The sequence below is a fragment of the Paraburkholderia domus genome, assembly GCF_905220705.1.
GTDB classification, from domain to species: domain Bacteria; phylum Pseudomonadota; class Gammaproteobacteria; order Burkholderiales; family Burkholderiaceae; genus Paraburkholderia; species Paraburkholderia domus.
In genome coordinates this window covers 1-24,342 of record NZ_CAJNAT010000049.1, presented here as the reverse complement: position 1 = coordinate 24,342, position 24,342 = coordinate 1, and the positions used below count along the sequence as shown (strand labels likewise).

Here is a 24,342-nt window from a genome sequence, read left to right as displayed (position 1 = left end):
AGGTTGGCGGCAGATTGCCGTGGGCGGGCGGCGACCCGCACGATCCAGCTAGCCACCGCCACTGGATCAACTGGCCTGACCAGATGCAAGCTAACTGTATCTGTCGAAGCATTGCACCGGCCGACAGAATGTTGCGCCTACGGCTTGGCCCTAGCCCGCGTCTGACCGACCATTCCATTCAACCCGTCACACCGGATACCTAGCGATGACCCGACTTCGAATTACCTCCTGCGGCCACGTCTTTACCGCCGAAACGCATCCCGACGCGCCGCAAACAGTGGCCGCCTTTCTGAAGCTGCTGCCGTACCGTCAGAAGATCATCCACGTGCGCTGGAGCGGCGAGGGCTGCTGGGTCCCGCTTGGCGACTTCAAACTCGAAAACGACGGCGCGGCGGTCGGCTTTGAAAATCACACGAGCCATCCGTCGGTTGGCGACATCCTGTTCTACCCGGGCGGTTACAGCGAAACGGAGATCATTCTCGCGTACGGTTCGTGCTGCTTCGCAAGCAAGATGGGCCAGCTGGCGGGCAACCACTTCCTGACTATCGTCGAAGGCAAGGAAAAGCTGCGCGAACTCGGTACCAAGGTGCTGTGGGAAGGCGCGCAGGACGTACTGTTCGAGAAAATCTGAAGCGGCGCGAGGTTCTTGCATGACGGACTCGCCTCGATCCGTTCCGGCAGATGCTGACCGGCGCGAGCGGCGAGTTCAGTGAAGCACGTCCGTCTCTCACGCGGCGTCATGAGGGGCGGGTTCGGCATTTCATCTCATCGATGAAGCCGTCAGTTTCGTCACACCGACGTCGATTGCCTTCGACATCACGTTTCCAACTCACCACTCGGTAGGCCTACCTCGGCGAGCGGCATCAGACCGCCCGCTGACTTTTCTCGCTCGATACCGCCCCTTCCCTCCGACGCACGGCGCCCCGCCATAGGCTTAATGCCTGCCCTTCATATTTAAGAAGCGTTAAGAGCGCATCTCAACACTGCCTAAAAGTGTTTTGGTTGATTTAAGACGTTTGGCACATTTCGTCCGAAACGGGGTATGCCATTTGTACTTATTTAAGCTAAATAATCGCTTTTAAGAGTTTTCGTATTCGCTATCTTGCGAGCGGACGGCAAACTACGGGCGTCGCGTTTGTGGACGACGTGAAAGCGCGACGCATTCTCAAGTTTTTCTGCGTTTGAGTTACATAGATATATTCGTCGTGCCGTTCGCCGGCGGCAAACTAGAGATGTTGGGTTTGTTGGGCAAGTGAGCGTGCGACGCATTCTTATGTTTCTCTGAATTTCGACTTAATAATTAGGATGTCTTAAGAAAAATCCTGGTGGCTGGATTTCGATAAAAATGATTGGGAGGAATGTTGAATAAGACTTACAAGACTGTTTGGAACGGAACGAGCCGGACGTATGTCGCTGCATCCGAGGTGACGAAGAGCCGTGGCGCGAAAGGCGCGGCGGCATGTGGTGCGCTGATGGCAGGTGTGGGACTGTCGGGCGTTCTAGTGTTTCCGCTGCCGGCGAGTGCGACGGGGTCCATCGATCAATACATCGCTATCAGTACAACGTTGACTGACGGCAGTGAGCCCACGTCAGTGGATAATTCGAAGCTGAACGCAATGGCCTTGGGTCCAAATGCGGTTTCGAATGGCAACAATGCTTTGGCCGTCGGCGCCAAGACACTGGCAAGTCTGGACGGCACGACCGCAGTCGGTTCGGCTGCTGCGGCGTTGGCAGTGAATGCTACGGTGATCGGTGCAGGCGCCACGACCAGTGGCGACGCGCTCAATGGCGTCGCTATTGGTTATATGGCGTCTGCAGAAGGTGTCAACACGCTGGGTCTTGGAGCGCATGCAAGCGCGCTTGGCAATGATTCTCTTGCGCTTGGTACCAACGCCTGGACATCCGACAGCGCGGAGAAAGCCGTCGCCATCGGTTCCGGTGCGACGGCCAGTGCGGCCGGCGGGATTGCGCTCGGCGCCGGCTCAAGAGCGGATCGGGCCAATGCGTTGTCGGTTGGGAATTCGAACTTGAATAGGCAAATCATCAATGTGGCTGCCGGCACGCAGAACGGCGACGTGGTCAACGTTTCGCAACTGAAGGGCGCCATGGAGGCCATTGGTGGAGGCGCTGCTGTCAATATTGACGGCACAATCAGGAAACCCACGTACACGATCGGCGGTCAGAGCTACACCGATGTCGGTGCGGCCCTATCCGCTTTGGTGACAAATACGGCAACGGCGAATGCCGACTCGGTTCAGTACGATTCAACCTCGCATGACGCGGTGACATTGGGCAACGCCGGCGCACCGGTGCGAATCACCAACGTGCACGCCGGCGCGCTCGCCGCCGACAGTTCGGATGCCGTGAACGGCTCACAACTGTTCGCGACCAACCAGGCGGTGACGCAGAACACTAATGACATCGCCGCCAATACCAGCAGCATCACTAACCTCGATCAGCGCGTCACGAATACCACGACCCAGATCACCAACCTCGACGCGCGCACCACAACCATCGAAGGAGACGTGAGCAACATCACGAATCAGATCACGAACGGTGAGATCGGGCTTGTCCAGCAAGATCAGGTAACGCGCAATCTCACGGTCGCCAAAGATGTCGACGGCGCCAGCGTCGATTTCACCGGCACCAGCGGCGCACGTGAACTAACGGGTATCGCGGCGGGCACCGCGGATACGTCCGCGGCCAACGTTGGCCAGCTCAAACCGATGGTGGCCGCGCTCGGCGGCGGCGCGCAGATCAATGCCGACGGCACGGTGACCGGTCCCACTTACCATATGCAGGGGGGCACGCAGACCACCGTCAGCGACGCGCTTGGCTCGCTCGACAGCGGGCTCACCACCTTGCAGCAAAACATGGCGACCGGTGGGATCGGCATCGTCACGCAAGATCCGGTGTCACGCATCATCAACGTTGGCGCGACGACAGACGGCAGTCTGATCAACGTTGCCGGCACGGCAGGCAACCGGGTGCTCACCGGTGTGGCGCCTGGCGCGGTCAACGCCGCCAGTACGGACGCGATCAACGGTTCGCAACTCTATGCGCACGCGGCGAGCACCGCAGTGGCGCTCGGCGGCGGCTCGACGGTCAATCCGGACGGTTCGGTGACAGCGCCGTCGTACACCGTGGGCGGCACGGTGGTGAACAACGTTGGCAGCGCGATCACCAATCTGGATGGCCGCGTGACGCAGAACACCAGTGATATTGCCGGGCTGCAAACCACAGTCAACAACATCAGCGGGTCGGTGGCGAACGCGGTCCAGTACGACAGTTCTGCGCACGACAAGGTCACGCTCGGCGGTACGGCAGCCGGTGCGTCGAAGGTCACGCTCACCAACCTGCAGGATGGCGAAGTATCGGCCACGAGTACCGATGCGGTCACCGGCGCGCAACTCTGGAACACCAACCAACAGATTGGCAACCTCGGTCAGCAGATCGGAGACCTCGGGCAGGCGGTGAAAAATACCCAGGTCACGGGCAGCTCATATGTCGCCGTCAACAGCACGGGCAATGCGGCGCAGGCGATTGGCAACGGTACCGTGGCGATCGGTGGCGGCGCAAAAGCGAGTGCGCCGAACTCGGTTGCGATTGGCGAAGGCTCGGTTGCCGATCAGTCGAACACGGTTTCCGTGGGCTCGGCGGGCAATGAGCGGCGGATCACTAACGTTGCTGCGGGGCAGGCGCCCACCGACGCCGTGAACATGCAGCAGTTCCAGGGCGGCATGAATGAAATCGCGCGCAATGCATATTCAGGCACGGCGTCGGCTATTGCGTTGACCATGGTTCCGGAGGTCGATGCAAACAAGAATCTCGCGATCGGTGTCGGGACGGCCGGCTATAAGGGCTATCAGGCGGTGGCAGTGGGGTTGTCGGCCCGTGTTACTCAGAGCATCAAGGTCAAGCTCGGTGCGGGCATCAGTTCTGCCACGACGACAGTCGGCGCCGGTGCGGCGTACCAGTGGTAGCCAAGGCGGGGGAGCATGAGAACGCGCGTAACCGGCGCGGATAGATTGGCAGATGGACAAGCTGCTGCAGGCACCCCGCACATATTGCATCGTGCGGGGTGCCGTTCAATGCTTACTTGAACAGCTTCATCGCTTGCGAGAGCGTATTGACCACGCCCCATGCCAGCGGCAGCATCACATACAGCCAGAAGACGGCGAGCTTGACCTTGTTGGTCGGATGAACGGCTTGAATGGTCGACATGGGAGTCTCCTTAGGCGCCTTTGGCGAGTTGTGCGTCAGTCATGTGGTGCTTGTCGTCGACACGCTTGACCAGCAGGTTGCAGACAAAGCCAATCACCAGCAGCACAACCATGATGTGGATCGTCATCGTGTAGGCATCCGCCTTTGCCACGCCGTGCGCCACTTCATAGGCACGGATGTAATTCACCAGCACGGGACCCGCGACACCTGCTGCGGCCCAGGCTGTCAGCAGGCGGCCGTGAATGCCCCCGACGAACGCAGTGCCGAACATGTCCGCGAGATACGCGGGTACCGTCGAGAAACCGCCGCCGTACATCGACAGGATGACGCAGTACGCGAGCACGAACAGGGCGATCTGACCGGAAGCCGCGAAGCCCGGCACGAGGTAGTACAGCACGGCGCCGAGCGCGAAGAAGATGAAGTAGGTGTTCTTGCGGCCGATCCAGTCCGAAGCCGAAGCCCACACGAAACGGCCACCCATGTTGAACAGCGACAGCAGGCCGACGAAACCGGCCGCCGCCGCAGCCGTCACGGTGTCCTTGAAGCTCTCCTGAATCATTACCGACGCCTGGCCAAGAATGCCGATGCCGGCCGTCACGTTCAGGAACAGCACCAGCCAGATCAGGTAGAACTGCGGCGTCTTCAACGCCTGATCGATGTCCACGTGGCTACGCGAAATCATTTTCTTCTGATTGGTCGCGGGCGGCGTCCAGCCGGCCGGCTTCCAGTCTGCCGGCGGCACGCGAATCGCGAGTGCACCGATCGACATCGAGATGAAGTACGCGATGCCGAGCACGACGAAGGTCTCGGCCACGCCGATGCTGGTCGCGCTGCGGAAATGGTTCATCAGCGCCACTGACAAAGGCGCGGCAATCATCGCGCCGCCGCCGAAGCCCATGATCGCCATGCCGGTTGCCATGCCGCGACGGTCCGGGAACCAGCGAATCAAGGTCGACACCGGCGACACGTACCCGAGGCCGAGTCCGATCCCGCCGATCACGCCGTAGCCGAGATAGAGCAGTGCGATCTGATGCAGATGCACGCCGAGTGCGGAGACAAGGAAGCCGCCGCCGAAGCAGCACGCGGCGGTAAACATCGTGCGGCGCGGACCCACATGTTCGAGCCACTTGCCGGCAAACGCCGCCGACAAACCCAGGAACACGATCGCCAGCGAAAAGATCCAGCCGAGCGACGTCAGCGACCAGTCGTCAGCGGCGGATTGCGTAATGCCGATGACCTTGGTCAGCGGACCGTTGAATACGGAGAAGGCGTACGCCTGGCCGATACAGAGGTGAACGGCGAGAGCGGCGGGCGGCACCATCCAGCGTGAAAAACCCGGTTTCGCAACGGTGGCCTGTTTGGAAAAGAATGGGGCGGAGCCTGAATTCCCGCTCGGCTCGGTGATGCTACTCATGGTCGGTCTCCGGTGACGAATTCTTTGTTATCGGCGCGTCTTACAGAATGCTTTAGTGCCGCGGTGAAAAAATTGCAGGTCCACGCGCCGTCAATATATGTATTTGTATTTCATATGACGTGCGCTAATTCGGTATGGGGCCTACTGCGACGAACGATAGGACGCGAAATCGGCCTTTGCAATATGAGATGAAAATGCATAAGGCATTAGCCTGATGAAATGCGACCGTAATTTGTCGAATTGCGGCAACGCGGCATGCAAACCCGGAATCGGCTACCGAACGTAGAGGGAGTTAGACGCCGGAATCGGCAAGAAAGTAGGGGTGAGGACAAATCCACCCCTCAAAAAAACATGCGGGCCGGCGCGCTGGCACCTCTGCCAGGCCGGCCCGCCGCAACAGTACCGGCGAGGATCAGGCGACTGTGCGCCCGGTCTTCATCTTCGCCGCCACGAGCACCGAGATCAGGCAGCCGATCGCCAGATAGGCCGCCACCGGATGCCAGGAGCCGCCGGCAAAGCTGACCAGCGCCACCGCGATAAACGGCGTGAAGCCGCCGCCGACCACGCTCGCCACCTGATAACCGACACCGGCGCCGCTATAGCGATATTCGGTGCCGAACAGCTCGGTGAACATCGGTTGCTGCACGCTCACGACCATGTCATGGGCGACGTTGGCGAGCATGACGGCGAAGATCACGATCCACACCGTCGAGCGGGCTTCGAGCGCGAGAAAGAACGGCACGGCACTGAACATACCCACCAGCGCACCGACGATATATATGCGCCGGCGTCCGAAACGGTCCGCAAGCCACGCGAAGCAAGGAATCGTCACGCAGCTCACCGCACCGACCAGAAGCCCGATTGTGAGGAAGAACTCGCGCGGCATATGCAGATTCGCCGTCGAGTAGTTCAATGCGAACGCCGTCACGATATACATCGTGAACAACTCGGCAAGCCGCAGCGCGATGATCAGCAGGAATGCCTTGGGGTGCTTCAGCAATGCCTCGACGATCGGCAGCCGCACGCTGCGCTCTCCATGCTCGCCGACCTTCTCGACGAACTCCTTCGATTCTTCCATGCTCGAGCGGATCCACAGCGCGATCAGCACCAGCACCACGCTGAACAGGAAGGGCAGGCGCCAACCCCAGTTCAGGAACGACGCGTTGTCCATCGAGCGGCTGATGATCGCGACGAGGCCGGTCGAGAGCACGAGCCCCACGCCATAACCGACCTGCACGCCGCTGCTGTAGAACGCCTTCTTCTTCTCCGGCGCGCTTTCGACCGCCATCAACGCTGCGCCGCCCCATTCGCCGCCGACCGCGAAGCCCTGGATCGCGCGCAACGTGACGAGCAGCACCGGCGCCCACCAGCCTATGCTGGAGAAGGCCGGCAACAGGCCGATCGCGGCGGTGGAGAGGCCCATCATCATCACTGTGAGGACCAGCATGCGCTTGCGCCCAAGCCGGTCGCCGTAGTGGCCGAACACGAAGCCGCCGAGCGGCCGGAACAGAAAGCCGACGCCGAAGGTCGCGAATGCGGCGAGCGTGCCCATCGCCGGGCTGACCTTCGGGAAGAACTCGGCGTTGAAGACGAGTGCGGCCACGATGCCGTACAACAGAAAGTCGTACCAGTCGACCACGGCGCCGACGAAGCTGCCGAGCGCTGCCTTGCGTGCGCGGCTGCGCGCCGTGCGGTTAGCGGCGATGGCCGTTTTCGGCGCTTTGGGGATGGTGGTGCTCATGACGGTGTCTCCTTCAAACTCTCGGGGTGCTGTCTGGACGCGCACGGCGAATGCAGGGCAGTGGCCGCTGCGGGCCTGTCACAGGATTCCCCGAAGGTTAATGATGCGAAGCCGTTGACACAATCCGCATTAGGGTGGAATTGCGCGATCATCGGACGCGACTGCGCGCATAGCGCGCGTTTTGCGCGTTTACACCGAGCTTCGCCTGTTTGGACAGGTAGACGAACCACCCGCGGGCCGCCCGTGCTACCTTGATCATGCGATCTTAAAAACAACATCTACTGGTATACTACATACGGAATATTGATTTTTGCGGCGTTGCAGCATATGATTGAGCGATCTGTTCACTCAATCATTCGGAGTTGCAAATGGAGTTTGTTCCTCTCACGTTGCTGGCCGTTGCTGTCGTTGGGTTAGGCTCTGCCGCCACCGTCCTGCTGACCCGCTGGATCCCGCAGCCGGTTGCGCAGCTTGCAGCGCAACATGGCCGGTTCGTCGGTCTGGGCGAACAAGACGGCGGCATGGCTGCAGCGGCGCCGTATCGTGCGCATGTTCAACAAGAGGCGATGAATGTCGTCAGAACTTCAAACTGAAGCAGTGGCCACACCCTTGACGCTGTCATTGCAGCCGATCGGTGCGAGCGCGAGCTTGCGCGATCAGGCGTATGCCATGCTCCGCCAGGCCATTGCCGACGCGGATATCTACCAGAGTCGCGAAGAAATCCGCCTCGACGAGCGCGTGCTGAGCGAGTCGCTGGGCGTGAGCCGCACACCGGTGCGCGAGGCGATGACGCTGCTCGAGCAGGAAGGCTTTCTGCGCATGGTGCCGCGGCGCGGCATCTACATCGTGCGCAAGAGCAAGCGTGAGATCGTCGAAATGATCCAGATGTGGGCCGCGCTCGAAAGCATGGCGGCGCGTCTGGCCACTTTGCACGCCACAGACGAGGAAATCGCGCGCCTGCGGCACATGTTCGACAATTTCCGCGACGCCACGCCGGCCGAGCACATCGCCGAGTATTCCGACGCCAACATCGCGTTTCATCAGGCAATCGTCGAGTTGTCGAAGTCGCAGATCATTCTCGACACGATCAAGAACATCTTCATCCACGTGCGGGCGATTCGCCGCATGACCATTTCGCAGAGCGACCGCGCGTCGCGTTCGATCGTCGACCATCTGCGCATTATCGAGGCGTTGGAGCAGCGCGATACCGAACTGGCTGAGCGCCTTACGCGGCAGCATTCACTCGACCTCGCGGCGTTCGTCGAAGCGAATTGCGATTTTCTGGATTGACGGCTCCTTAAGCGCCTGATCGGCGCTACGGATGAGAAAGGCCTGCGGTGATGACATCACCGCAGGCCTTTTTTGCTTTTCCGATCCGCACGCGTCAGGCGAGGCCGGCAAGCAAATAGGTCGACGCTTCGCCAGCAGAAATTGTCTCCTCAATGCCGTATTCAACCGGCGTCTTCGGCTCATGGTCGTGAGCGTTCGCAGTCTCTTCGCTTGCTGATTGTCACTGTGCAGTGCGGGATAAGCTTAGCTTGACGGTTTATAAAATATGGTATGTGATATATCAACAGTGCTCGAGATGAACGATAACCTGGTGTTTTCCCTCGAAGCGAACGGGGGTATGCAGTGTCATTTCGCTGCAGCGTAGACCAGGCAAGCATTCAACACTGAAGCCCGGAACAGCCGCATCTCGAAATTGATCTTGATTGAATGTGATATATCACATACGGTATGTATCGAGATCAACCAGCGATCCAAGCGAGCGGGTGTTATCGAAGCACGCGCGTTCGTCGATAACCGTTGCAACGACCGATTGAGCGCTTTGCATGGGACCAGAGTAAGCGCTGAAGCGCTAACACTGGTCGACCGCGATAAAACTGCATGGGACCAGAGTAAGCGCTGAAGCGCTAACACTGGTCGACCGCGATAAAACTGCATGGGACCAGAGTAAGCGCTGAAGCGCTAACACTGGTCGACACAGGAGACGACCATGTCTGCAGTTGTTTCATCCCCGAATTCCGCCACAGGCAGCACGACGGCCGAAGACACGCTCAAGCAGAAGACCCGCAATGCCGGTGTCGTCTCGGGCGGCCATCTGGTTGCCAAGGCGCTGAAAAATGAAGGGGTCGACACGATCTTCACGCTGTGCGGCGGTCACATCATCGATATCTACGACGGTTGTGTCGACGAAGGGATTCGCATCATCGACGTGCGCCACGAGCAGGTCGCCGCGCACGCAGCGGACGGTTACGCGCGGCAGACAGGCAAGCTCGGCTGCGTGGTGACGACGGCAGGCCCCGGCTGCATGAACGCGGTGACGGGGATCGCGACGGCGTTCCGCTCGGAAAGTCCGGTCCTGCATATCGGCGGGCAAGGCGCCCTGACGCAGCACAAGATGGGCTCGCTGCAAGACCTGCCGCACGTCGACATCATGGCGCCGATCACCAAGTTTGCCGCCAGTGTGCCGAGCACGGAGCGGGTAGCCGACATGATCTCGATGGCGGCGCGCGAATGCTTCAACGGCGCGCCCGGTCCGGCTTACCTGGAAATTCCGCGCGACGTGCTAGACCGCGAAGTGGAGTTGACGCGCGCGGTGGTGCCGCAGCCAGGCCGCTATCGCGCGTCGACCCGATCGATCGGCGATCCGCGCGATATCGAGAAACTCGCCGACGTCCTCGTCAATTCCGAGCGGCCCGCAATACTGTACGGCCAGCAGGTATGGACCGCGCGCGGGCATGAGGAAGCGATTGCGCTGCTGCGCGGCCTCGACATCCCTGGCTACTTCAACGGTGCAAGCCGTGGACTGTTGCCGCCGGGCGATCCGCATCACTTCGACCGCACGCGCTCGCAGGCTTTTGCGAATGCCGACGTGCTGATCGTCGTCGGCACGCCGTTCGATTTCCGCATGGGTTACGGCAAGCGCATCAGCAAAGAGTTGACGCTGGTGCAGATCGACATGGATTACCGCACGGTCGGCAAGAACCGCGATATCGATCTCGGTCTGGTCGGCGATCCGGGCGCGATTCTGGCTGCCGTGTTGCAGGCGGCGAGCGGCCGCCTCAAAGGCGATAAGCGCCAGGCGCGACGCAAATGGATGGCGCAGTTGCAGGACGCCGAAGTCACCGCGACCGACAAGCTGATGCCGCTTTTCAAGTCGAACAGCACGCCGATCCATCCTTATCGCGTCGCTTACGAACTCAACGAATTCCTCTCCGACGACACCGTGTACATCGGCGACGGCGGCGACGTCGTCACGATTTCCGCGCAAGCGGTGCGTCCTCGCCGTCCTGGTCAATGGATGGACCCAGGCGCGCTCGGATCGCTCGGTGTGGGCACCGGTTTTGCACTTGCCGCCAAGCTCGCGCATCCGCAGAAAGAGGTGCTGTGCTACTACGGCGACGGCTCGTTCGGTATGACCGCATTCGACATGGAAACCGCCAACCGTTTCGGCGCGCCGTATCTCGCGGTGATCGGCAACAACTCGGCGATGAACCAGATCCGCTACGGCCAGCTCGCGAAGTACGGCGAAGAGCGCGGCAACGTCGGCAATCTGCTGAGCGACGTGCCATTCAGCAAATTCGCGGAGATGCTCGGCGGCTATGGCGAAGAGGTGCGCGACCCGGCGCAGATAGCCGGCGCCTTGCAGCGCGCCCGCGATGCGATTCATCGCACGGGCCGCTCGGCGATCGTGAATATCTGGGTCGACCCACGCGAATACGCGCCGGGCACGAAGAATCAAACCATGTACAAGTAAAACGCGCGAATCCTCTGGAGACAATGACATGAGCAAAGCACTCGACGGCGTGCGCATTCTCGATTTCACGCATGTACAATCGGGCCCGACCTGCACGCAGTTGCTCGCGTGGTTCGGCGCGGATGTGATCAAGGTGGAGCGAGCCGGTGCGGGCGATATCACGCGTGAGCAACTACGCGATATTCCCGACGTGGACAGCTTGTACTTCACGATGCTCAATCACAACAAGCGCTCGGTCACGATCGATACCAAGAATCCGGAAGGCAAACAGGTTCTCGAAGCGCTGATCCAGAAATGCGACGTGCTGGTGGAGAATTTCGCGCCAGGCGCGCTGGACCGGATGGGCTTCACCTGGGAGCGGATTCAGGAATTGAATCCGCGGATGATCGTGGCTTCGGTGAAGGGTTTCGGCCCGGGTCCTTACGAGGACTGCAAGGTGTATGAGAACGTCGCGCAATGCGCGGGCGGTGCGGCCTCGACCACCGGTTTCGACGATGGCCCACCCGTGGTGTCCGGCGCGCAAATCGGCGACAGCGGCACGGGTTTGCATCTGGCGCTAGGCATCGTCACGGCGCTGTATCAGCGTACGCAAACCGGGCGCGGTCAGAAGGTGCTCGCGGCCATGCAGGACGGTGTGCTCAACCTGTGCCGCGTGAAGCTGCGCGACCAGCAGCGGCTCGAACGCACCGGCACGATGAAGGAGTATCCGCAGTATCCGAACGGGACGTTCGGTGAGGCAGTGCCGCGTGCGGGCAACGCTTCGGGTGGCGGTCAGCCGGGCTGGATTCTGAAGTGCAAGGGCTGGGAGACGGATCCGAATGCGTATATCTACTTCATCACGCAGGCGCCGGTGTGGGCGAAGATCTGCAACGTAATCGGCAAGGAAGAATGGGCCACCGATCCGAACTACGCGACACCTGCCGCGCGCTTGCCGCATCTGAAGGACATCTTTGCCGAGATCGAGCGTTGGACCATGACCAAGACCAAGTTCGAGGCCATGCAGATTCTCAACAAATACAACATCCCATGCGGGCCGATTCTGTCGATGAAGGAAATCGCCGAAGAGCCGTCGTTGCGCAAAACCGGCACGATTGTCGAAGTGGATCATCCAACCCGCGGCAAGTATTTGACGGTTGGCAATCCTATCAAACTGTCAGACAGCCCAACCGAAGTCAAACGCTCACCGCTGCTGGGTGAACATACCGACGAAGTGATGACTGAACTCGGCTACTCGCCCGAGCAGATCAGCGCATTGCGGACGGCCGGCGCGATTTGAACGCTCAAGGAGCAACGTATGGATACGTGGATGCGTTTCATGTCGAGCGACGGTGAAGTCGTATTCGGCCGGGTGGAAGGCGGTTATCTGCACGAATACGAGAGTCTCGATCAACCGGTGCCGACCGGCGCTGTGTTGTCGACACGCGCACTCACGCCGCTCGCGCCGTGTGCGCCCGGCAAAATCGTCGCGCTGTGGAATAACTTTCACGCGCTCGCGGCGAAGCTCGACAAGCCGGTGCCCGCGCATCCGCTATTTTTGCTGAAGCCGGCGGGATCGGTGATCGGTTCGGGTGAACCGATCCGCCGGCCGCTCAGTTACGTGGGGAAGATCGTCTACGAAGGCGAGCTTGGCATTGTGATCGGGCGGCGCTGTCGCGATGCGAGTGCTGAAGAGGCCGCCGAATCGATCTTCGGCTACACGCTTGTCAACGACGTGACCGCCGCCGATCTGCTGAACGAGAATCCGCACTTCCCGCAGTGGTGCCGCGCGAAGGGTTTCGACACGTTCTGCTGCATGGGGCCCGCGATCGTCTCCGGATTCGACTGGCGCACAGGGCGTCTCGTGACGACACTCGACGGCGTGGAGCGGCAGAATTATCCGCTCGCTGATATGGTGTTTTCGCCTGCCGAGCAGGTGCGTCTGATTTCACAGGACATCACGCTCGAGCCGGGGGATGTGATCGCGTGCGGCACGTCGATCGGCGTTGGATCGATCAAGGACGGCGCGACAGTAACAATCACAATCGACGGGATCGGCACGCTAAGCAACACACTGACCGTTGCGTGCGAGGTAGCGATATGACGCGGCGGCCGCGGCTCGTTGCATTGTTCGGCAGCGCCGTGGGGCTCGCCTTCATGACGGGCGGCTTTGCGTGCTATCTGTCGGCGCAGGCGCAAGCGGATGTCGAGCGCGTCGAACTCTATGCCGCGGTGTTCATCGGCGCGCTGGTTTTCGCCACGTCCGCAATCGCGTTCTGCAAACTGTGCGGCACGTTGGATCTGAGCACGGCGGCGCGTCCGGGGCATGGCATTGTGAATCTGTCCGCGCTGCTGCTATGTGGATGGCTGGGCTACGGCTTTGTCACGGAACATGCGCAACCGTTCGGACTCGCTGCGCTGCTTGCGATGAGCGCGCTTGCCGTAGCACTAGGCACGCATCTGATGATCAACCGCGAGTACTCGAGCGATCGCGGCTCACATACTCATGCGTTCGCCGGACATTGCCAGGGATTTGCGCTCGAGCGGCACGGGTTGTTGGCGCGTATCGAATGGCGCGGAAATGAAGAGCAAGCATGGGTGCTGCGTGAGATAGTACCAGGCACGGTGCGTGCGGCTGCATGCCGGCACCGCCGCGGCCGGCCTGGCAGTGGGAGCATCGGTGCACAAAGGCGCGGGTCTGTCCGCCAACGTTCCATCCACCGTGTGATGTGCCGTCAAAGATGAATACACCGATGCGTCGAGCGGCGGGCAGGCCGAATGACGGGATCGCCTCGTCGAAGCCTTTAGTCGCTGCTTGCCGTGAATTCGCTGTAGTACCTGGCCTTCGTGCTCAGGATCATCTGGGCAAGAAATTCGGCGTCGTACGCCCGGTGAAGATGGGCGTGAAATCGCTCGATGTAGGCAGTGATGCGCGCCGCTTCGCTATTGAATTCCTTGAGCACGTCGAGGGTGGCCTGGTCCCAGCGAAACCGCAGACCAAGGTCGCTGAAGGCGGCGTTGTACGCGCTGAGATGGGCGTCGTCGGGACTATCCGTGGTTGCGCGTGCAGTGCGCGTGCCGGTATCAGATTCAACCGAAGCGTGGTTCATGATCGGCCTCCTGGGCTGACAAGCAAGGGAACTCACCTGCAGCATAGGGATGCTGATCAATTTTCAATAGTTAAAGTTTTATTGGTTCACCATAACCTACTTCTTATAGACGCTCAATTCCTTCACGCGCGTGATCTTTTCGATCAGATTCGCGCCTTCCTCCATCAGGAAGCGTTTGAAGGCGACGGCAACCGGCGGCAGACGCTTGTTCTTCCGATGCACGACGTACCAGTTGAGCATGACTGGAAAGGTCTCGACGTCGAGCACGACCAGGTGACCGAGTTGCAACTCGAGACTAATCGTATGCGCGGACAGGAATGCGATGCCCATGCCGGCGATCACGGCTTGCTTGATCGTCTCGGTACTCTTGATCTCCATCGCGATCTTCAGATTGGAAAGACGGCCGGCGAAGCCTTCTTCCATCGAATTCCATGTATCCGAGCCGCGCTCGCGCACGATGAAGGCCTCGCTGGCCAACTGACTCATCTTGATGTTGCGTTTGTGCGCGAGCGGATGATTGGGCGCCGCCACGATGACGTAAGGATGCGGCGCGAACGGCTCGTTGGTCGCGTCGGTTTCGTGCGGCGGGCGCACCATCACCGCGAGATCGGTCTGGTTGGTCGCGAGTTGATGCAACAGTTCCTCGCGATTGTGTACGGCGAGATTGAGCACGACGCCCGAGTAGCGCCGTGTGAATTCAGCCAGGACGCGCGGAAAGAAGTAGTCGCCGGCGCTGATCACCGCGACGTTCAGCTTGCCGCCCGAGACGCCCTTGAGTTGGCCCATCGCCTCATCGACTTCGTGGAACTGCTGAATGATCGCGCGGCTGTAGTGAAGCATCTCGGTGCCGGCCGGCGTCAGATAGATTTTTTTGCCGAGCTGTTCGAAGAGCGGCAACCCCGCGTGTTCTTCGAGTTGCCGGACCTGGGTGGAGACGGCGGGCTGCGTCAGATGCAATTCTTCCGCGGCGCGCGAGAAGCTCAGGTGGCGCGCGACCGTTTCAAAGACCTTCAATTGCCGCAGAGTCGCATTGCGCATCGTCATGGCCAATGTATAAGCAAACGTGAATCAATATAGTAACAAACTTTAATTATTAGTAATTCAGCAATGACCCTAGCATGGAGTCTGTATAAGAAGCGGAATTGTCGGCGCGGCACTCGGGTTAACGCTTGGATTCTAGGTGCGACGGGCGATTTGGCGAAAAACTTATGCAGTGCCGATGCTTAATTGATCGGAATAAAGAACTGGCCCGAAAAGCGGTAATTCAAGTCGGGCGTTTTTTTAAAGGGTACGGATTAAAGGCTCAAAGCAAATATCAAATATTCCCGAATGGTAAGGCTGTTCGGGTCAAAACCATAAAGTGAGACGCATACGGTGCGGCGCGACGGCCGGCTGCACTGAATAAATAGCGGAGACAAGGCGCATGGACGATATCACTCAGCAGGCCACGGCACGCGTATTCTGGGCGAACCGTTGGTGGCAGCTCGTCATCGGCATGATGTGCATGGCGTTGGTGGCCAATCTGCAATATGCGTGGACGTTGTTCGTCACGCCGATGGATGCGCGGCATCACTGGGGTGAAGCATCCATTCAACTCGCCTTCGCTATCTTTATCCTCACTGAGACGTGGCTCGTGCCGGTGGAGGGCTGGCTGGTCGACAAGTTCGGACCGCGCCCGGTCGTTGCGGGCGGTGCGGTATGCGCTGGCCTCGCGTGGGTCATCAATTCGTATGCGACGACCTTGCCGATGCTGTACGTGTCTGCAGTCATTGCCGGGATCGGTGCGGGCGGTGTGTATGGGACGTGCGTCGGCAACGCCTTGAAATGGTTTCCGGACCGCCGCGGTCTTGCGGCTGGATTGACTGCAGCGGGTTTTGGCGCCGGCGCGGCGGTCACCGTTATTCCGATCGCGAGCATGATCACGCGCTCGGGTTACGAGCACACCTTCTTTTTCTTCGGCATCCTGCAGGGTGTATGCATACTCGGGCTCGCGTTGCTGCTGAAGAAACCGAATTTGCGCCAGCAAGCCGCACCGAGTAAGAAGTTCGCGGTCACCAAGGTCGATTACACGCCGGGTCAGATGATCAAGACACCTGTGTTCTGGGTGATCTACGTATCGTTCGTCGCGGTGGCGGCGGGCGGCCTGATGGCGACCGCGCAAATCGGCCCGATCGCAAAAGACTGGGGGCTCGCACGCATTCCGATGACGATCTTCGGCATGACCCTGCCGCTGCTTACCGCCACGCTGTCGATCGACAATATCTGCAACGGCTTTACCCGTCCTCTGTGCGGTTTCATCTCCGACAAGCTCGGTCGCGAGAACACGATGTTCGTGATCTTCATCGGCGAGGGCCTCGCATTGCTCGGCCTCATGCAGTACGGCAGCAACCCGTATGCGTTCATGACGTTCGCCGCGTTGATCTTCCTGTTCTGGGGCGAAATCTTCTCGATTTTTCCGGCGATTTGCGCCGACACCTTCGGCAGCAAATATGCGGCGGCCAATGCGGGCACCTTGTACACCGCGAAGGGCACGGCCTCACTGCTCGTGCCGATCGCTTCGGTGTTGTCGGCCACAGGAGGCTGGAGTCTCGTCTTCATTGTCTCCGCCGTGGTCACGATCGCGGCGGGCATTTCGGCGAAGTTCATTCTCGCGCCGATGCGCTCGCGCTGGATCGAAGCGCACAACCAGCCGCAGGGCGCACTGGCTATGGCCGCCAGCAAGACCTCGCGGCTTGGCCGCTGGCCTGAGCAGTCAGGGGAATAGGGTGAGCTGCCCACGCCCGGCAGTGATGTCATGAATGTCTCGCTACAGCAACTCAAGGTGTTTGTCGCCGTCGCGCGTGAACGGAGCTTTACGCGCGCGGCGCGCGAGTTCGATCTGACGCAGTCGGCGGTGAGCCGTTGTGTGCGTGAACTGGAAGACGCTGTCGAATTGAAACTGTTCGACCGCACCACACGCCAGGTAGAACTGACTCATGCGGGTGCGAGTCTGGAGCGCAGAATCGGCCGCCTGCTCGATGAAATCGAATTGACGCTGCGCGAGGAGCGTGCCGCCTACGACGGACACACCGGCGTGGTTGTGCTGGCGAGCAATCCCGTGTTGTCGTCGAGCTGGGTGGCGCAGGGGCTGGCGCGTTGCGCGTCGGCGTTTCCCGAGCTGATCGTGTCCGTCAAGGATCAACCGCAATGCAGCGTGCTCGCGAGCGTCGAGCAGGGGGAGGTGGACTTCGGCGTGGTCTCGGTGGCGGAGCCCCTACCTGCCGATCAGTTGCATGCACAAGTGGTTTTCACGACGCCGCTGCATGTGGTGATGCCACCCGCGCATCCACTGGCGCGGCAAGCCGGCGTTGCGTGGCGCGCGTTGCAGGAATTTGCGCTCGTCACGCTGAATGCCGACGCGGGCGTGCGCGGTGCGTTCGAACTCGCCTTCAGCGCGCACGGCCTGAAGCGACGGCCGGTGCAGGAGTTCGGACACGTCGCGGCGGTGTCGCGCATGGTGGAGCTGGGTATCGGCATCGGCGTTCTACCCGTCGATGAACATTGGCCCACGGCCGCCGCATCACTGGTGAGCCGGCCGCTGGTTCCCGCGATGAATCTGACGACGCTGCTCGTGCATCGCCGCAACCGCTCCCTCAGACCCAACGCCGCGGCGGCATGGGCGCAGTTCGCCGCTCTCGCCGATTCGCTGCCACTCAGCCCATGCAACATCCCACGCAAGGAGCTTCATGATGGAAACTGACACCGACCTCAGGCGCCATGATCTGCTGATCGACGGCAAGCGTTTGCCGCCCGGCACCGGCGAATATTCCGTCGACATCAACCCGGCCACCGAAGAGCCGATCGCACTGGTTGCGCAAGGCAGCGCCGCCGATGTCGATACCGCGGTACGCGCGGCGCGTGCCGCATTGAAAGTGTGGAACGCGATACGGGCAGCCGACCGGGCCCGTATCCTGATGCGTCTCGCCGGCCTGATGCGCGCGAATCTGGAGGAGCTCGCCGCGCTCGAAAGCCTCGATGCCGGCAAACCGATCTCCGCGGTGATGCGTCAGGACATTCCGGCCGCGATCGATACGCTCGAATACTACGCAGGCTGGTGCGACAAGATCAACGGGCAAGTAGTGCCGGTGCGTCCCGACGCATTGACCTACACGCTGCGTGAGCCGGTCGGTGTGGTCGCCGCGATCGTGCCATGGAATTTTCCGCTGATGATAGGGATGTGGAAGATCGCGCCCGCGCTGGCGTGCGGTTGCACGCTGATCGTCAAGCCGGCGGAGATTACGCCGCTGACCGCATTGCGCATCGGCGAACTCGCGCTCGAAGCGGGTGTGCCGCCTGGCGTACTGAACATTGTCACCGGCAAGGGGCGCGTGGTCGGCGATGCACTCGTCGCGCATCCTGGCATCGACAAAGTGACTTTCACGGGTTCGCCTTCCGTGGGCCGCGGCATTCTGCAGGGCGCCGCCGGTAACTTCAAGCGTGTCACGCTGGAGCTTGGCGGCAAGTCGGCGAACCTGATTTTCCCGGATGCGAATCTCGACAACGCGGTGCGAGCCGCGGCGTCGGGCATTTTCTTCAACACCGGCCAGGTGTGTTCGGCAGGCTCGCGTATTCTTGCCCATCGCGATGTCTACGACGAAGTTGTCGAGCGTCTCGCGGCGCGTGCAAAGTCGATCAAGGTCGGCGATCCGGCGGCGCGCGAAACGTCGATGGGACCGCTTATCTCCGCGGCGCAGATGAAGACCGTGCTCGGCTATGTCGAGGCCGGGCGATCCGAAGGGGCATCGCTCGTGACCGGCGGCGCGCGCGTGGGCGAGCGCGGCTTCTTCGTCGAGCCGACGGTGTTCGCCAACGTCGAGCATGAAATGCGCATATCGCAGGAGGAGATCTTTGGGCCGGTGGCGACCGTCATTCGTTTCAACGACGAAGCCGATGCGATCCGTATCGCCAACGGCACGCTGTATAGCCTCGCTGCCGGTGTGTGGAGCGCTGATATTGGCCGGGTGCATCGGGTTGCGCGCGACCTGAAAGCGGGAACCGTGTGGATCAATACATACGGCTATACCGATGTGCGTCTGCCTTGGGGTGGGTCCGGCGATTCCGGCTTTGGCCGCGAACACGGCGACGTGGCGATTGAAAATTTCACCGAGCCGAAGGCGGTGTGGCTGGCGATCGATCAATAGCGGTGTGATAAAAAAGGATCGAACCTATGGCGTTCGATCCTTTCCTGAAGCGTGTGAAATATTGGCCGCGGCGCGAGTTGGCGCTCAGATCAATCGCCCTGCAATGCCATCCGTTCGCGCAGTTTGACGAGAGCGAGCACGACGTCGATAGTCGGTGTGGGCTCGCCAACGAGACGGCCCATTTCCTGCACCACCGTCAATAGCGGATCGATCTCCATCGGACGGCGGTTCTCCAGATCGACCAGCGTCGAGGTCTTATGTGCACCGACCGCGCCCGCACCGTCAATGCGCTTTTCCACATCGACGCGAAAATGCACGCCGAACTGATCCGCAATGCGCTTGGCTTCCAGCATCATCGTGCGTGATACCGCGCGCGTGCCGGGGTCGCTGGTGAGGACATCGAGCGTGGCGTGGGTCAACGCGCTGATCGGATTGAAGCACAGGTTGCCCCACAGCTTGAGCCAGATTTCATCGCGGATATTGTCGCGGATCGGGGCATCGAAACCCGCCGCCTGCATGATCTCGTGCAACTGTTGAATGCGCGGCGTACGCTCGCCGCTTGGCTCGCCAATTGGGAATTTTTTGCCGTACACGTGCTTGATGACGCCCGGTTCGACAATCTCCGCGGCGGGATACAGCACGCAGCCGATCGCGCGTTCGGGGCCGAGCTTCGTCCATTGGCTGCCGTCCGGGTCGATGCTGGCGAGGCGCGTGCCGGCGAATTTTCCGCCGTGTCTGTAAAAGTACCAATAGGGAATGCCGTTGACGCCGGTGACGACTGCCGTGTGCTTGCCGAGGAGCGGCTGCATCGCGTCGACCACGCCGGGCAGCGAGTGCGCTTTCAGTGTGATGATCACGAAGTCCTGCACGCCGAGTTCGCGCGGATCGGACGTGCAGCGTACCGGCGCGCTGAACGTTTCGCCGTCCATAATCAGGCGCGCGCCATGTTCGCGCATCGCCGCGAGATGCGCGCCTCGTGCGACAAAACTGACATCCGCGCCGGCGCGCGCCAGTTGCACGCCCATCAAACCGCCAATCGCTCCTGCTCCGAAGATACAGATCTTCATGATGCGCCCCTGTGACTATGAGAAGCCGTCTGCCCGATGCCGCGTATCGCGTGGCCGCGGCGGCGGGTCACTCTTCGAGCATAGGGGGGCAGGACGATTACAGACAGTTAAAGTTTCTGTGGCCGTGCATTAGCTATCGTTTATATATGCGCTAATAGGCCCGCTATCATGCAGGTTTCAACGGTTCGAGAGGGTGCCTTGCAGTCGAGGCGTTACCGGATAGATCGTTCGGAAAGCTTAATATCGTGTTTTTCGGATCAGGCGTGTTATGTCCGCCGAACCAGCAGAAAGCTCACGCCGATCACCGCCAGAAACGCGCCACAGCAGCGATTGAACCACCGGCGAACCCTGGCGCGAACCAGCCACTTGCCAAGGTGCATGCCGGCCCACGAATAGAGCGCGATCGCGACCCATTCGAGTACCAGAAAGCTTGCGCCGAGCACCGCGAACTGCGGCAGCATCGGTTTGGCGATATCGACGAATTGCGGCAAAAATGCGGTGAAAACCAGAATCGCCTTGGGATTGCCCGCCGCCACGAGACACTCCTGCCGCGCAATCCGCCAGAGCGACGCGTCGTCCTGCTGGGTCGTGTCGATGGCAGGAGCGTCGCTGCGCCACAACTGGATGGCAAGCCAGATCAGATACGCGGCGCCGGCCAGTTTGATCGCGAGAAAGAACCACTCGGATGCGTGCAGCACGACGGCGAGACCGGTCGCAGCCAACACCAGCATCAACGCGAAGGCAACAAGCCGGCCGGTGCCGCCGACGAACGCCGTCATGAAGCCGTGACGCGCGGCGACGTTGATCGATAGAAGATTGTTCGGGCCGGGCGCGAGGTTGATCGCGAAGCAGGCGGGCAGGAAGAACAGCCAGGCGGTGATGGACATGACGGCTCGCACGAAGGAGGGGCAGGCTTGCAACGAATCGGGTGCGCACGACGACCGGCGCCGGCGGCGCTTTGATTTCTTCTGCGTTTTCCCGATATTTCCCGATTGTAGCGAATCGGCGGACCGTGCCGATTCGGCCGTCCGCTCAATTCACCGATTTGACAAAGCCTGGGTCGCTGATCAACGCATCGACGCTCAGCCTGACCGTGTCTTCGATGGCGATGGTATTGCTGGTGAATTTAGGCGACTTCTGCCGGACCGTCTTGATGGTTGAGAACACAACCTTCTGGGTCGCGGCATCGGTCACGATGTAGCGCATTTTCAGTGTCCAGAAGGCCGGCGACCGCGAATCGTCTACTGTGAATGTTTCGATGCTGCCGCTCAGAACCTTCCCGCCTTCGCCGAGATGAAAGCCGGCGATCCGCAAGCTGCTGGCGATTCCGTTGCGCACGGCCTCGTTGATATCGCTTTTTAGCACGATGCCAGTCATCGCCGTGTTTTCGATCCGGTTCGGCGAAACCAGGCCGTTGCGAGCCGGGATATAGACGAAATCGCTGGCGGGGGCGACGCTGAGCCAGCCAGTTGAATGCGCGGCCGCGCGAGGTGGGCTGTTCAGCCCGAACCACGACCAGGAGCAGGCGGACAGCATCAACGGCAGTGCGACGACGCCGCAACCCTTGAGCACAGCGGATCTCAGGGCCGGACGCCTGGGGCCGAGCGATTGCCGCAGAGACTGACTCTGGTGCGGCGACTCGGGCGCTGTGCTGGAAAAAGCGGCGGTCGAGGTCAGAGGAGTGGCCTTTTAAGTTGAGTCATCGCGATACAGAACAGCATGGTAACAGCGAGCCGATTCCGTGCATCTTCTTAACTGGATCAGGGCTCGGAATTCTCGAACGATTGAAACAGCCCGCTCATCATAACGAGCAGTTTCTTCAATAGACACTGCGCCATTAGAGGATGGCCGCTACCCGGGTTGAGCAGGCGTGGTCACGACAATAACTGCTGCGCATAACCGCAGGGTGCGTCAAAAATGGGCGGGGCGGAACGATCAAAAAAACCCGGCCTTCCCTTGGGTCATATCCACCAAGGCTAGCCGGGCATCATCTACTGCATTGACGGGCAGCCGGACTGTCATCTTCACCAGCATTCCGTAGGCGCTGTCTACGAGTCCGTAACCTTCAGCCTCGATCCATCTGCGCACTTTCGCTTCATCGGCGTAGCTCACTTCGACGGTCAGCGTGACTTGAGCAATCCTCTCCACTCGCGGCGCGTCCAGTAGCGCTGAAGCAATCGCGTCGGTATACGCTCGCACCAACCCGCCGGCGCCCAGTTTCACGCCGCCGTAGTACCGTACGACAGCGGCCAGTACGCCGTCCAGATCATGATGCCGCAGCACTTCGAGAATGGGCCGGCCCGCTGTGCCGGACGGCTCGCCGTCGTCGGACATGCCTGACTGGCCGCCTGCCAGCAACGCCCAGCACACATGCGTCGCGCCAGGATGCTCGTCGCGCAGACGGCGCAGCTCGGCCATCGCGGCATCGCGGTCAGCGACCGGTATCGCATGCGCGATGAAACGGCTCTTGCGAATCTCGAGTTCCGCAGAGAGCGATGCGGGCAAAGTATAAGTGGGCAAAGCAAAGACTTCAGTGGATGAATAATGCGGGCCTCATATGAGACTCATGCGGCCCTGTGCCCGCCATGGTAACGGATCGCCGATGGGGAATCGGCGAATGTCTATAATCGTCGACTGAACACGCGATTGTCCGCTGAACCGGGCGCGCGACCAAGGAGACGACATGCTTGATCTTTCCACGCTAGGAACCTTCGTTGCCGTTGTACTGGGGCTCTTTCTGATTCCCGGGCCGGCTGTGCTGCTGGTGTTGACTCGCACGGTACATGGCGGGCGGAAAGCCGGCATACTCACCGGTCTCGGCGTCGCGGTTGGCGATTTCGTTCACACGTTGGGCGCAGCGGTCGGCCTGTCGGCCCTGCTGATGACGTCAGCGCTCGCCTTCAATGCCGTGAAGTTCGTCGGCGCCGCCTATCTCGTCTATCTGGGTATTCGCGCCTTGCGCGAAAAGCAGGTGAGCGCGCATTTGCCGGCAGTCGCGCCGGTATCCGCTTCCAAGGCATTCTTTCAGGCGATCCCCGCTGAAGTGTTGAACCCCAAGACCGCGCTGTTTTTCCTCGCGTTTCTGCCGCAGTTCGTTCGCCCCGAACATGGTTCTTCGTTCCTGCAGTTCACGACGCTTGGACTCATTTTCGTCGGTATGAGCGCGCTTTACACAACGTTGATCGTGCTGACCATTCGTCCGCTGGGCAGGCTCGTCAAGCGCCTGACATGGCTTAGCCGCTGGCAAAACAAGATCATCGGTGTGTTGTTCATTTCGCTCGGCCTGCGCGTCGCTACGCAAACGCGCTGACGAATCTGCGCGCCTCTGCACGCCGTTTCGTTCCGGCGCGCGAAAACACGCTGCCGCACTTGAGCTAGATATTCCGGCGCTGCCGTCTCAGGCGGCCTTCGCGTGCGTATTCCATCTGGCCCTGGGTGTGCACGGCGAGCCTTTCCTGTTCGGCGCGGCTCATCTGCCGCGTATCGTCGATGTCACCGACGCGCAGCACTTCCTGCGCGATCCGTATGCGTAGCGTCATTAACGGTTCGCCGCGTTCGACCAGCGTGCGGTCGGTTGCGCGCGCCTGCTGGACGCCGCTGTCGATCAGGTTGCGCAGTTCAAGTAACGTGAGCCGCTGGCGTTGGATCTCGAGGATGAGCCGCTGGACGGCCCGCTCGTCGCGCGTGCGCCACCACGCGCGCAGTTCGGCGAGCGTGGGAGGGTCGAAGGGAGGAAGGCGCATTGTTCAGACGAAAAACAGTCGGGTAAGGACGCGACGTTGCCGTCGCGTCCTCCCCTAAGAACCGTACGTGCGAGTTTCCCCGCATACGGCTCAAGCCTCAATAAGGCTGGCGCATGCCAACCCGGTC

The 24,342-nt window shown here is 60.8% G+C and carries 22 protein-coding genes; 12 read left to right on the top strand and 10 right to left on the bottom strand.

The features are described 5' to 3' along the window. Positions 1–205: 205 nt before the first annotated feature. Complete coding sequence (locus KHO31_RS37320) at positions 206–631, top strand: DUF3830 family protein (protein ID WP_120295817.1); 426 nt, start codon at positions 206–208, stop codon at positions 629–631. 727 nt (positions 632–1,358) lie between these two features. Beyond that, positions 1,359–3,983 carry a YadA-like family protein gene (locus KHO31_RS37315; RefSeq protein WP_211625829.1) on the top strand — a complete coding sequence of 875 codons (2,625 nt, stop codon included), beginning with the start codon at positions 1,359–1,361 and terminating at the stop codon, positions 3,981–3,983. A 112-nt stretch (positions 3,984–4,095) separates the two neighbouring features. Here KHO31_RS37315 and KHO31_RS37310 read toward each other — a convergent pair whose 3' ends face one another. The 3 genes from KHO31_RS37310 to shiA form a co-directional block, all read right to left on the bottom strand. Beyond that, positions 4,096–4,224, bottom strand: a complete 129-nt coding sequence (locus KHO31_RS37310) for an MFS transporter small subunit (RefSeq protein ID WP_201073438.1) — start codon at positions 4,222–4,224, stop codon at positions 4,096–4,098. A gap of 10 nt (positions 4,225–4,234) precedes the next feature. Continuing rightward, entirely contained in the window at positions 4,235–5,638 is a 1,404-nt protein-coding gene (locus KHO31_RS37305; RefSeq protein ID WP_201073437.1) for an L-lactate MFS transporter, read from the bottom strand. A 412-nt stretch (positions 5,639–6,050) separates the two neighbouring features. Then, positions 6,051–7,379 carry a shikimate transporter gene (shiA, locus tag KHO31_RS37300; protein ID WP_211625827.1) on the bottom strand — a complete coding sequence of 443 codons (1,329 nt, stop codon included), beginning with the start codon at positions 7,377–7,379 and terminating at the stop codon, positions 6,051–6,053. A gap of 368 nt (positions 7,380–7,747) precedes the next feature. On the opposite strand from shiA, the gene KHO31_RS37295 reads away from it, so the two are divergent. The 6 genes from KHO31_RS37295 to KHO31_RS37270 all read left to right on the top strand — a co-directional run bounded on the left by KHO31_RS37295 (position 7,748) and on the right by KHO31_RS37270 (position 13,860). Further along, entirely contained in the window at positions 7,748–7,972 is a 225-nt protein-coding gene (locus KHO31_RS37295) for a hypothetical protein (RefSeq protein ID WP_201073434.1), read from the top strand. Next, the gene (locus KHO31_RS37290) at positions 7,950–8,669 is read left to right on the top strand and encodes a GntR family transcriptional regulator (RefSeq protein ID WP_095422578.1); all 720 of its coding nucleotides are present in this window, start codon (positions 7,950–7,952) and stop codon (positions 8,667–8,669) included. Before KHO31_RS37295 ends, KHO31_RS37290 begins: the two co-directional genes overlap by 23 nt. Positions 8,670–9,375: 706 nt before the next feature. Then, positions 9,376–11,139, top strand: coding sequence for a thiamine pyrophosphate-binding protein (locus KHO31_RS37285; RefSeq protein ID WP_201083364.1), 1,764 nt, complete (start codon positions 9,376–9,378; stop codon positions 11,137–11,139). A 28-nt stretch (positions 11,140–11,167) separates the two neighbouring features. After that, positions 11,168–12,415 (top strand): formyl-CoA transferase, encoded by a 1,248-nt coding sequence (frc, locus tag KHO31_RS37280; RefSeq protein WP_211625825.1) that lies wholly within the window; start codon positions 11,168–11,170, stop codon positions 12,413–12,415. An 18-nt stretch (positions 12,416–12,433) separates the two neighbouring features. After that, positions 12,434–13,219, top strand: a complete 786-nt coding sequence (locus tag KHO31_RS37275) for a fumarylacetoacetate hydrolase family protein (RefSeq protein ID WP_211625823.1) — start codon at positions 12,434–12,436, stop codon at positions 13,217–13,219. Next, positions 13,216–13,860 (top strand): NAD(P)(+) transhydrogenase (Re/Si-specific) subunit beta, encoded by a 645-nt coding sequence (locus KHO31_RS37270; RefSeq protein WP_211625821.1) that lies wholly within the window; start codon positions 13,216–13,218, stop codon positions 13,858–13,860. Before KHO31_RS37275 ends, KHO31_RS37270 begins: the two co-directional genes overlap by 4 nt. Positions 13,861–13,919: 59 nt before the next feature. Here KHO31_RS37270 and KHO31_RS37265 read toward each other — a convergent pair whose 3' ends face one another. Further along, positions 13,920–14,225, bottom strand: coding sequence for a hypothetical protein (locus tag KHO31_RS37265; protein ID WP_201083354.1), 306 nt, complete (start codon positions 14,223–14,225; stop codon positions 13,920–13,922). Between the two features lie 96 nt (positions 14,226–14,321). Continuing rightward, the gene (locus KHO31_RS37260) at positions 14,322–15,269 is read right to left on the bottom strand and encodes a LysR family transcriptional regulator (RefSeq protein WP_201083352.1); all 948 of its coding nucleotides are present in this window, start codon (positions 15,267–15,269) and stop codon (positions 14,322–14,324) included. 379 nt (positions 15,270–15,648) lie between these two features. Here KHO31_RS37260 and oxlT point away from each other — a divergent pair, with 379 nt between their 5' ends. Genes oxlT through KHO31_RS37245 form a run of 3 tightly spaced genes read left to right on the top strand, consistent with a single transcriptional unit; the run spans position 15,649 to position 19,405 of the window. Next, positions 15,649–16,989, top strand: coding sequence for an oxalate/formate MFS antiporter (gene oxlT, locus KHO31_RS37255; protein ID WP_201083351.1), 1,341 nt, complete (start codon positions 15,649–15,651; stop codon positions 16,987–16,989). A 30-nt stretch (positions 16,990–17,019) separates the two neighbouring features. Beyond that, entirely contained in the window at positions 17,020–17,964 is a 945-nt protein-coding gene (locus KHO31_RS37250; protein WP_201083349.1) for a LysR family transcriptional regulator, read from the top strand. After that, a complete protein-coding gene (locus KHO31_RS37245) occupies positions 17,954–19,405 on the top strand; it encodes an aldehyde dehydrogenase family protein (RefSeq protein ID WP_201086639.1) in 1,452 nt (483 codons plus the stop codon). The genes KHO31_RS37250 and KHO31_RS37245 overlap by 11 nt, the downstream gene beginning before the upstream one ends. Positions 19,406–19,494: 89 nt before the next feature. Here the strand turns inward: KHO31_RS37245 and KHO31_RS37240 are convergent, their stop codons facing one another. The 4 genes from KHO31_RS37240 to KHO31_RS37225 all read right to left on the bottom strand — a co-directional run bounded on the left by KHO31_RS37240 (position 19,495) and on the right by KHO31_RS37225 (position 22,992). Continuing rightward, entirely contained in the window at positions 19,495–20,472 is a 978-nt protein-coding gene (locus KHO31_RS37240; protein WP_201083347.1) for a 2-dehydropantoate 2-reductase, read from the bottom strand. Positions 20,473–20,738: 266 nt separating this feature from the next. Continuing rightward, a complete protein-coding gene (locus KHO31_RS37235) occupies positions 20,739–21,359 on the bottom strand; it encodes a LysE family translocator (RefSeq protein WP_201083345.1) in 621 nt (206 codons plus the stop codon). Positions 21,360–21,504: 145 nt separating this feature from the next. Beyond that, positions 21,505–22,044 (bottom strand): hypothetical protein, encoded by a 540-nt coding sequence (locus KHO31_RS37230; protein WP_201083343.1) that lies wholly within the window; start codon positions 22,042–22,044, stop codon positions 21,505–21,507. A 363-nt stretch (positions 22,045–22,407) separates the two neighbouring features. Then, positions 22,408–22,992: an IMPACT family protein gene (locus tag KHO31_RS37225; protein ID WP_201083341.1), complete on the bottom strand. Its 585-nt coding sequence runs from the start codon at positions 22,990–22,992 to the stop codon at positions 22,408–22,410. A 163-nt stretch (positions 22,993–23,155) separates the two neighbouring features. On the opposite strand from KHO31_RS37225, the gene KHO31_RS37220 reads away from it, so the two are divergent. Beyond that, the gene (locus KHO31_RS37220; protein ID WP_201083339.1) at positions 23,156–23,782 is read left to right on the top strand and encodes a LysE family translocator; all 627 of its coding nucleotides are present in this window, start codon (positions 23,156–23,158) and stop codon (positions 23,780–23,782) included. 64 nt (positions 23,783–23,846) lie between these two features. On the opposite strand, the gene KHO31_RS37215 is transcribed toward KHO31_RS37220, so the two are convergent. Next, complete coding sequence (locus KHO31_RS37215) at positions 23,847–24,215, bottom strand: hypothetical protein (protein ID WP_201083337.1); 369 nt, start codon at positions 24,213–24,215, stop codon at positions 23,847–23,849. Positions 24,216–24,342 lie beyond the last annotated feature (127 nt).

Coding starts and splice junctions, on each gene's coding strand:
- KHO31_RS37305 (WP_201073437.1), bottom strand. CDS start 5,638: ATGAGTAGCATCACCGAGCCGAGCGGGAATTCAGGCTCCGCCCCATTC.
- shiA (WP_211625827.1), bottom strand. CDS start 7,379: ATGAGCACCACCATCCCCAAAGCGCCGAAAACGGCCATCGCCGCTAAC.
- KHO31_RS37295 (WP_201073434.1), top strand. CDS start 7,748: ATGGAGTTTGTTCCTCTCACGTTGCTGGCCGTTGCTGTCGTTGGGTTA.
- KHO31_RS37220 (WP_201083339.1), top strand. CDS start 23,156: ATGCTTGATCTTTCCACGCTAGGAACCTTCGTTGCCGTTGTACTGGGG.
- KHO31_RS37275 (WP_211625823.1), top strand. CDS start 12,434: ATGGATACGTGGATGCGTTTCATGTCGAGCGACGGTGAAGTCGTATTC.
- KHO31_RS37250 (WP_201083349.1), top strand. CDS start 17,020: ATGAATGTCTCGCTACAGCAACTCAAGGTGTTTGTCGCCGTCGCGCGT.
- KHO31_RS37265 (WP_201083354.1), bottom strand. CDS start 14,225: ATGAACCACGCTTCGGTTGAATCTGATACCGGCACGCGCACTGCACGC.
- KHO31_RS37235 (WP_201083345.1), bottom strand. CDS start 21,359: ATGTCCATCACCGCCTGGCTGTTCTTCCTGCCCGCCTGCTTCGCGATC.
- KHO31_RS37240 (WP_201083347.1), bottom strand. CDS start 20,472: ATGAAGATCTGTATCTTCGGAGCAGGAGCGATTGGCGGTTTGATGGGC.
- KHO31_RS37320 (WP_120295817.1), top strand. CDS start 206: ATGACCCGACTTCGAATTACCTCCTGCGGCCACGTCTTTACCGCCGAA.
- oxlT (WP_201083351.1), top strand. CDS start 15,649: ATGGACGATATCACTCAGCAGGCCACGGCACGCGTATTCTGGGCGAAC.
- KHO31_RS37285 (WP_201083364.1), top strand. CDS start 9,376: ATGTCTGCAGTTGTTTCATCCCCGAATTCCGCCACAGGCAGCACGACG.
- KHO31_RS37310 (WP_201073438.1), bottom strand. CDS start 4,224: ATGTCGACCATTCAAGCCGTTCATCCGACCAACAAGGTCAAGCTCGCC.
- KHO31_RS37245 (WP_201086639.1), top strand. CDS start 17,954: ATGGAAACTGACACCGACCTCAGGCGCCATGATCTGCTGATCGACGGC.
- KHO31_RS37215 (WP_201083337.1), bottom strand. CDS start 24,215: ATGCGCCTTCCTCCCTTCGACCCTCCCACGCTCGCCGAACTGCGCGCG.
- KHO31_RS37260 (WP_201083352.1), bottom strand. CDS start 15,269: ATGACGATGCGCAATGCGACTCTGCGGCAATTGAAGGTCTTTGAAACG.
- frc (WP_211625825.1), top strand. CDS start 11,168: ATGAGCAAAGCACTCGACGGCGTGCGCATTCTCGATTTCACGCATGTA.
- KHO31_RS37270 (WP_211625821.1), top strand. CDS start 13,216: ATGACGCGGCGGCCGCGGCTCGTTGCATTGTTCGGCAGCGCCGTGGGG.
- KHO31_RS37315 (WP_211625829.1), top strand. CDS start 1,359: ATGTTGAATAAGACTTACAAGACTGTTTGGAACGGAACGAGCCGGACG.
- KHO31_RS37290 (WP_095422578.1), top strand. CDS start 7,950: ATGTCGTCAGAACTTCAAACTGAAGCAGTGGCCACACCCTTGACGCTG.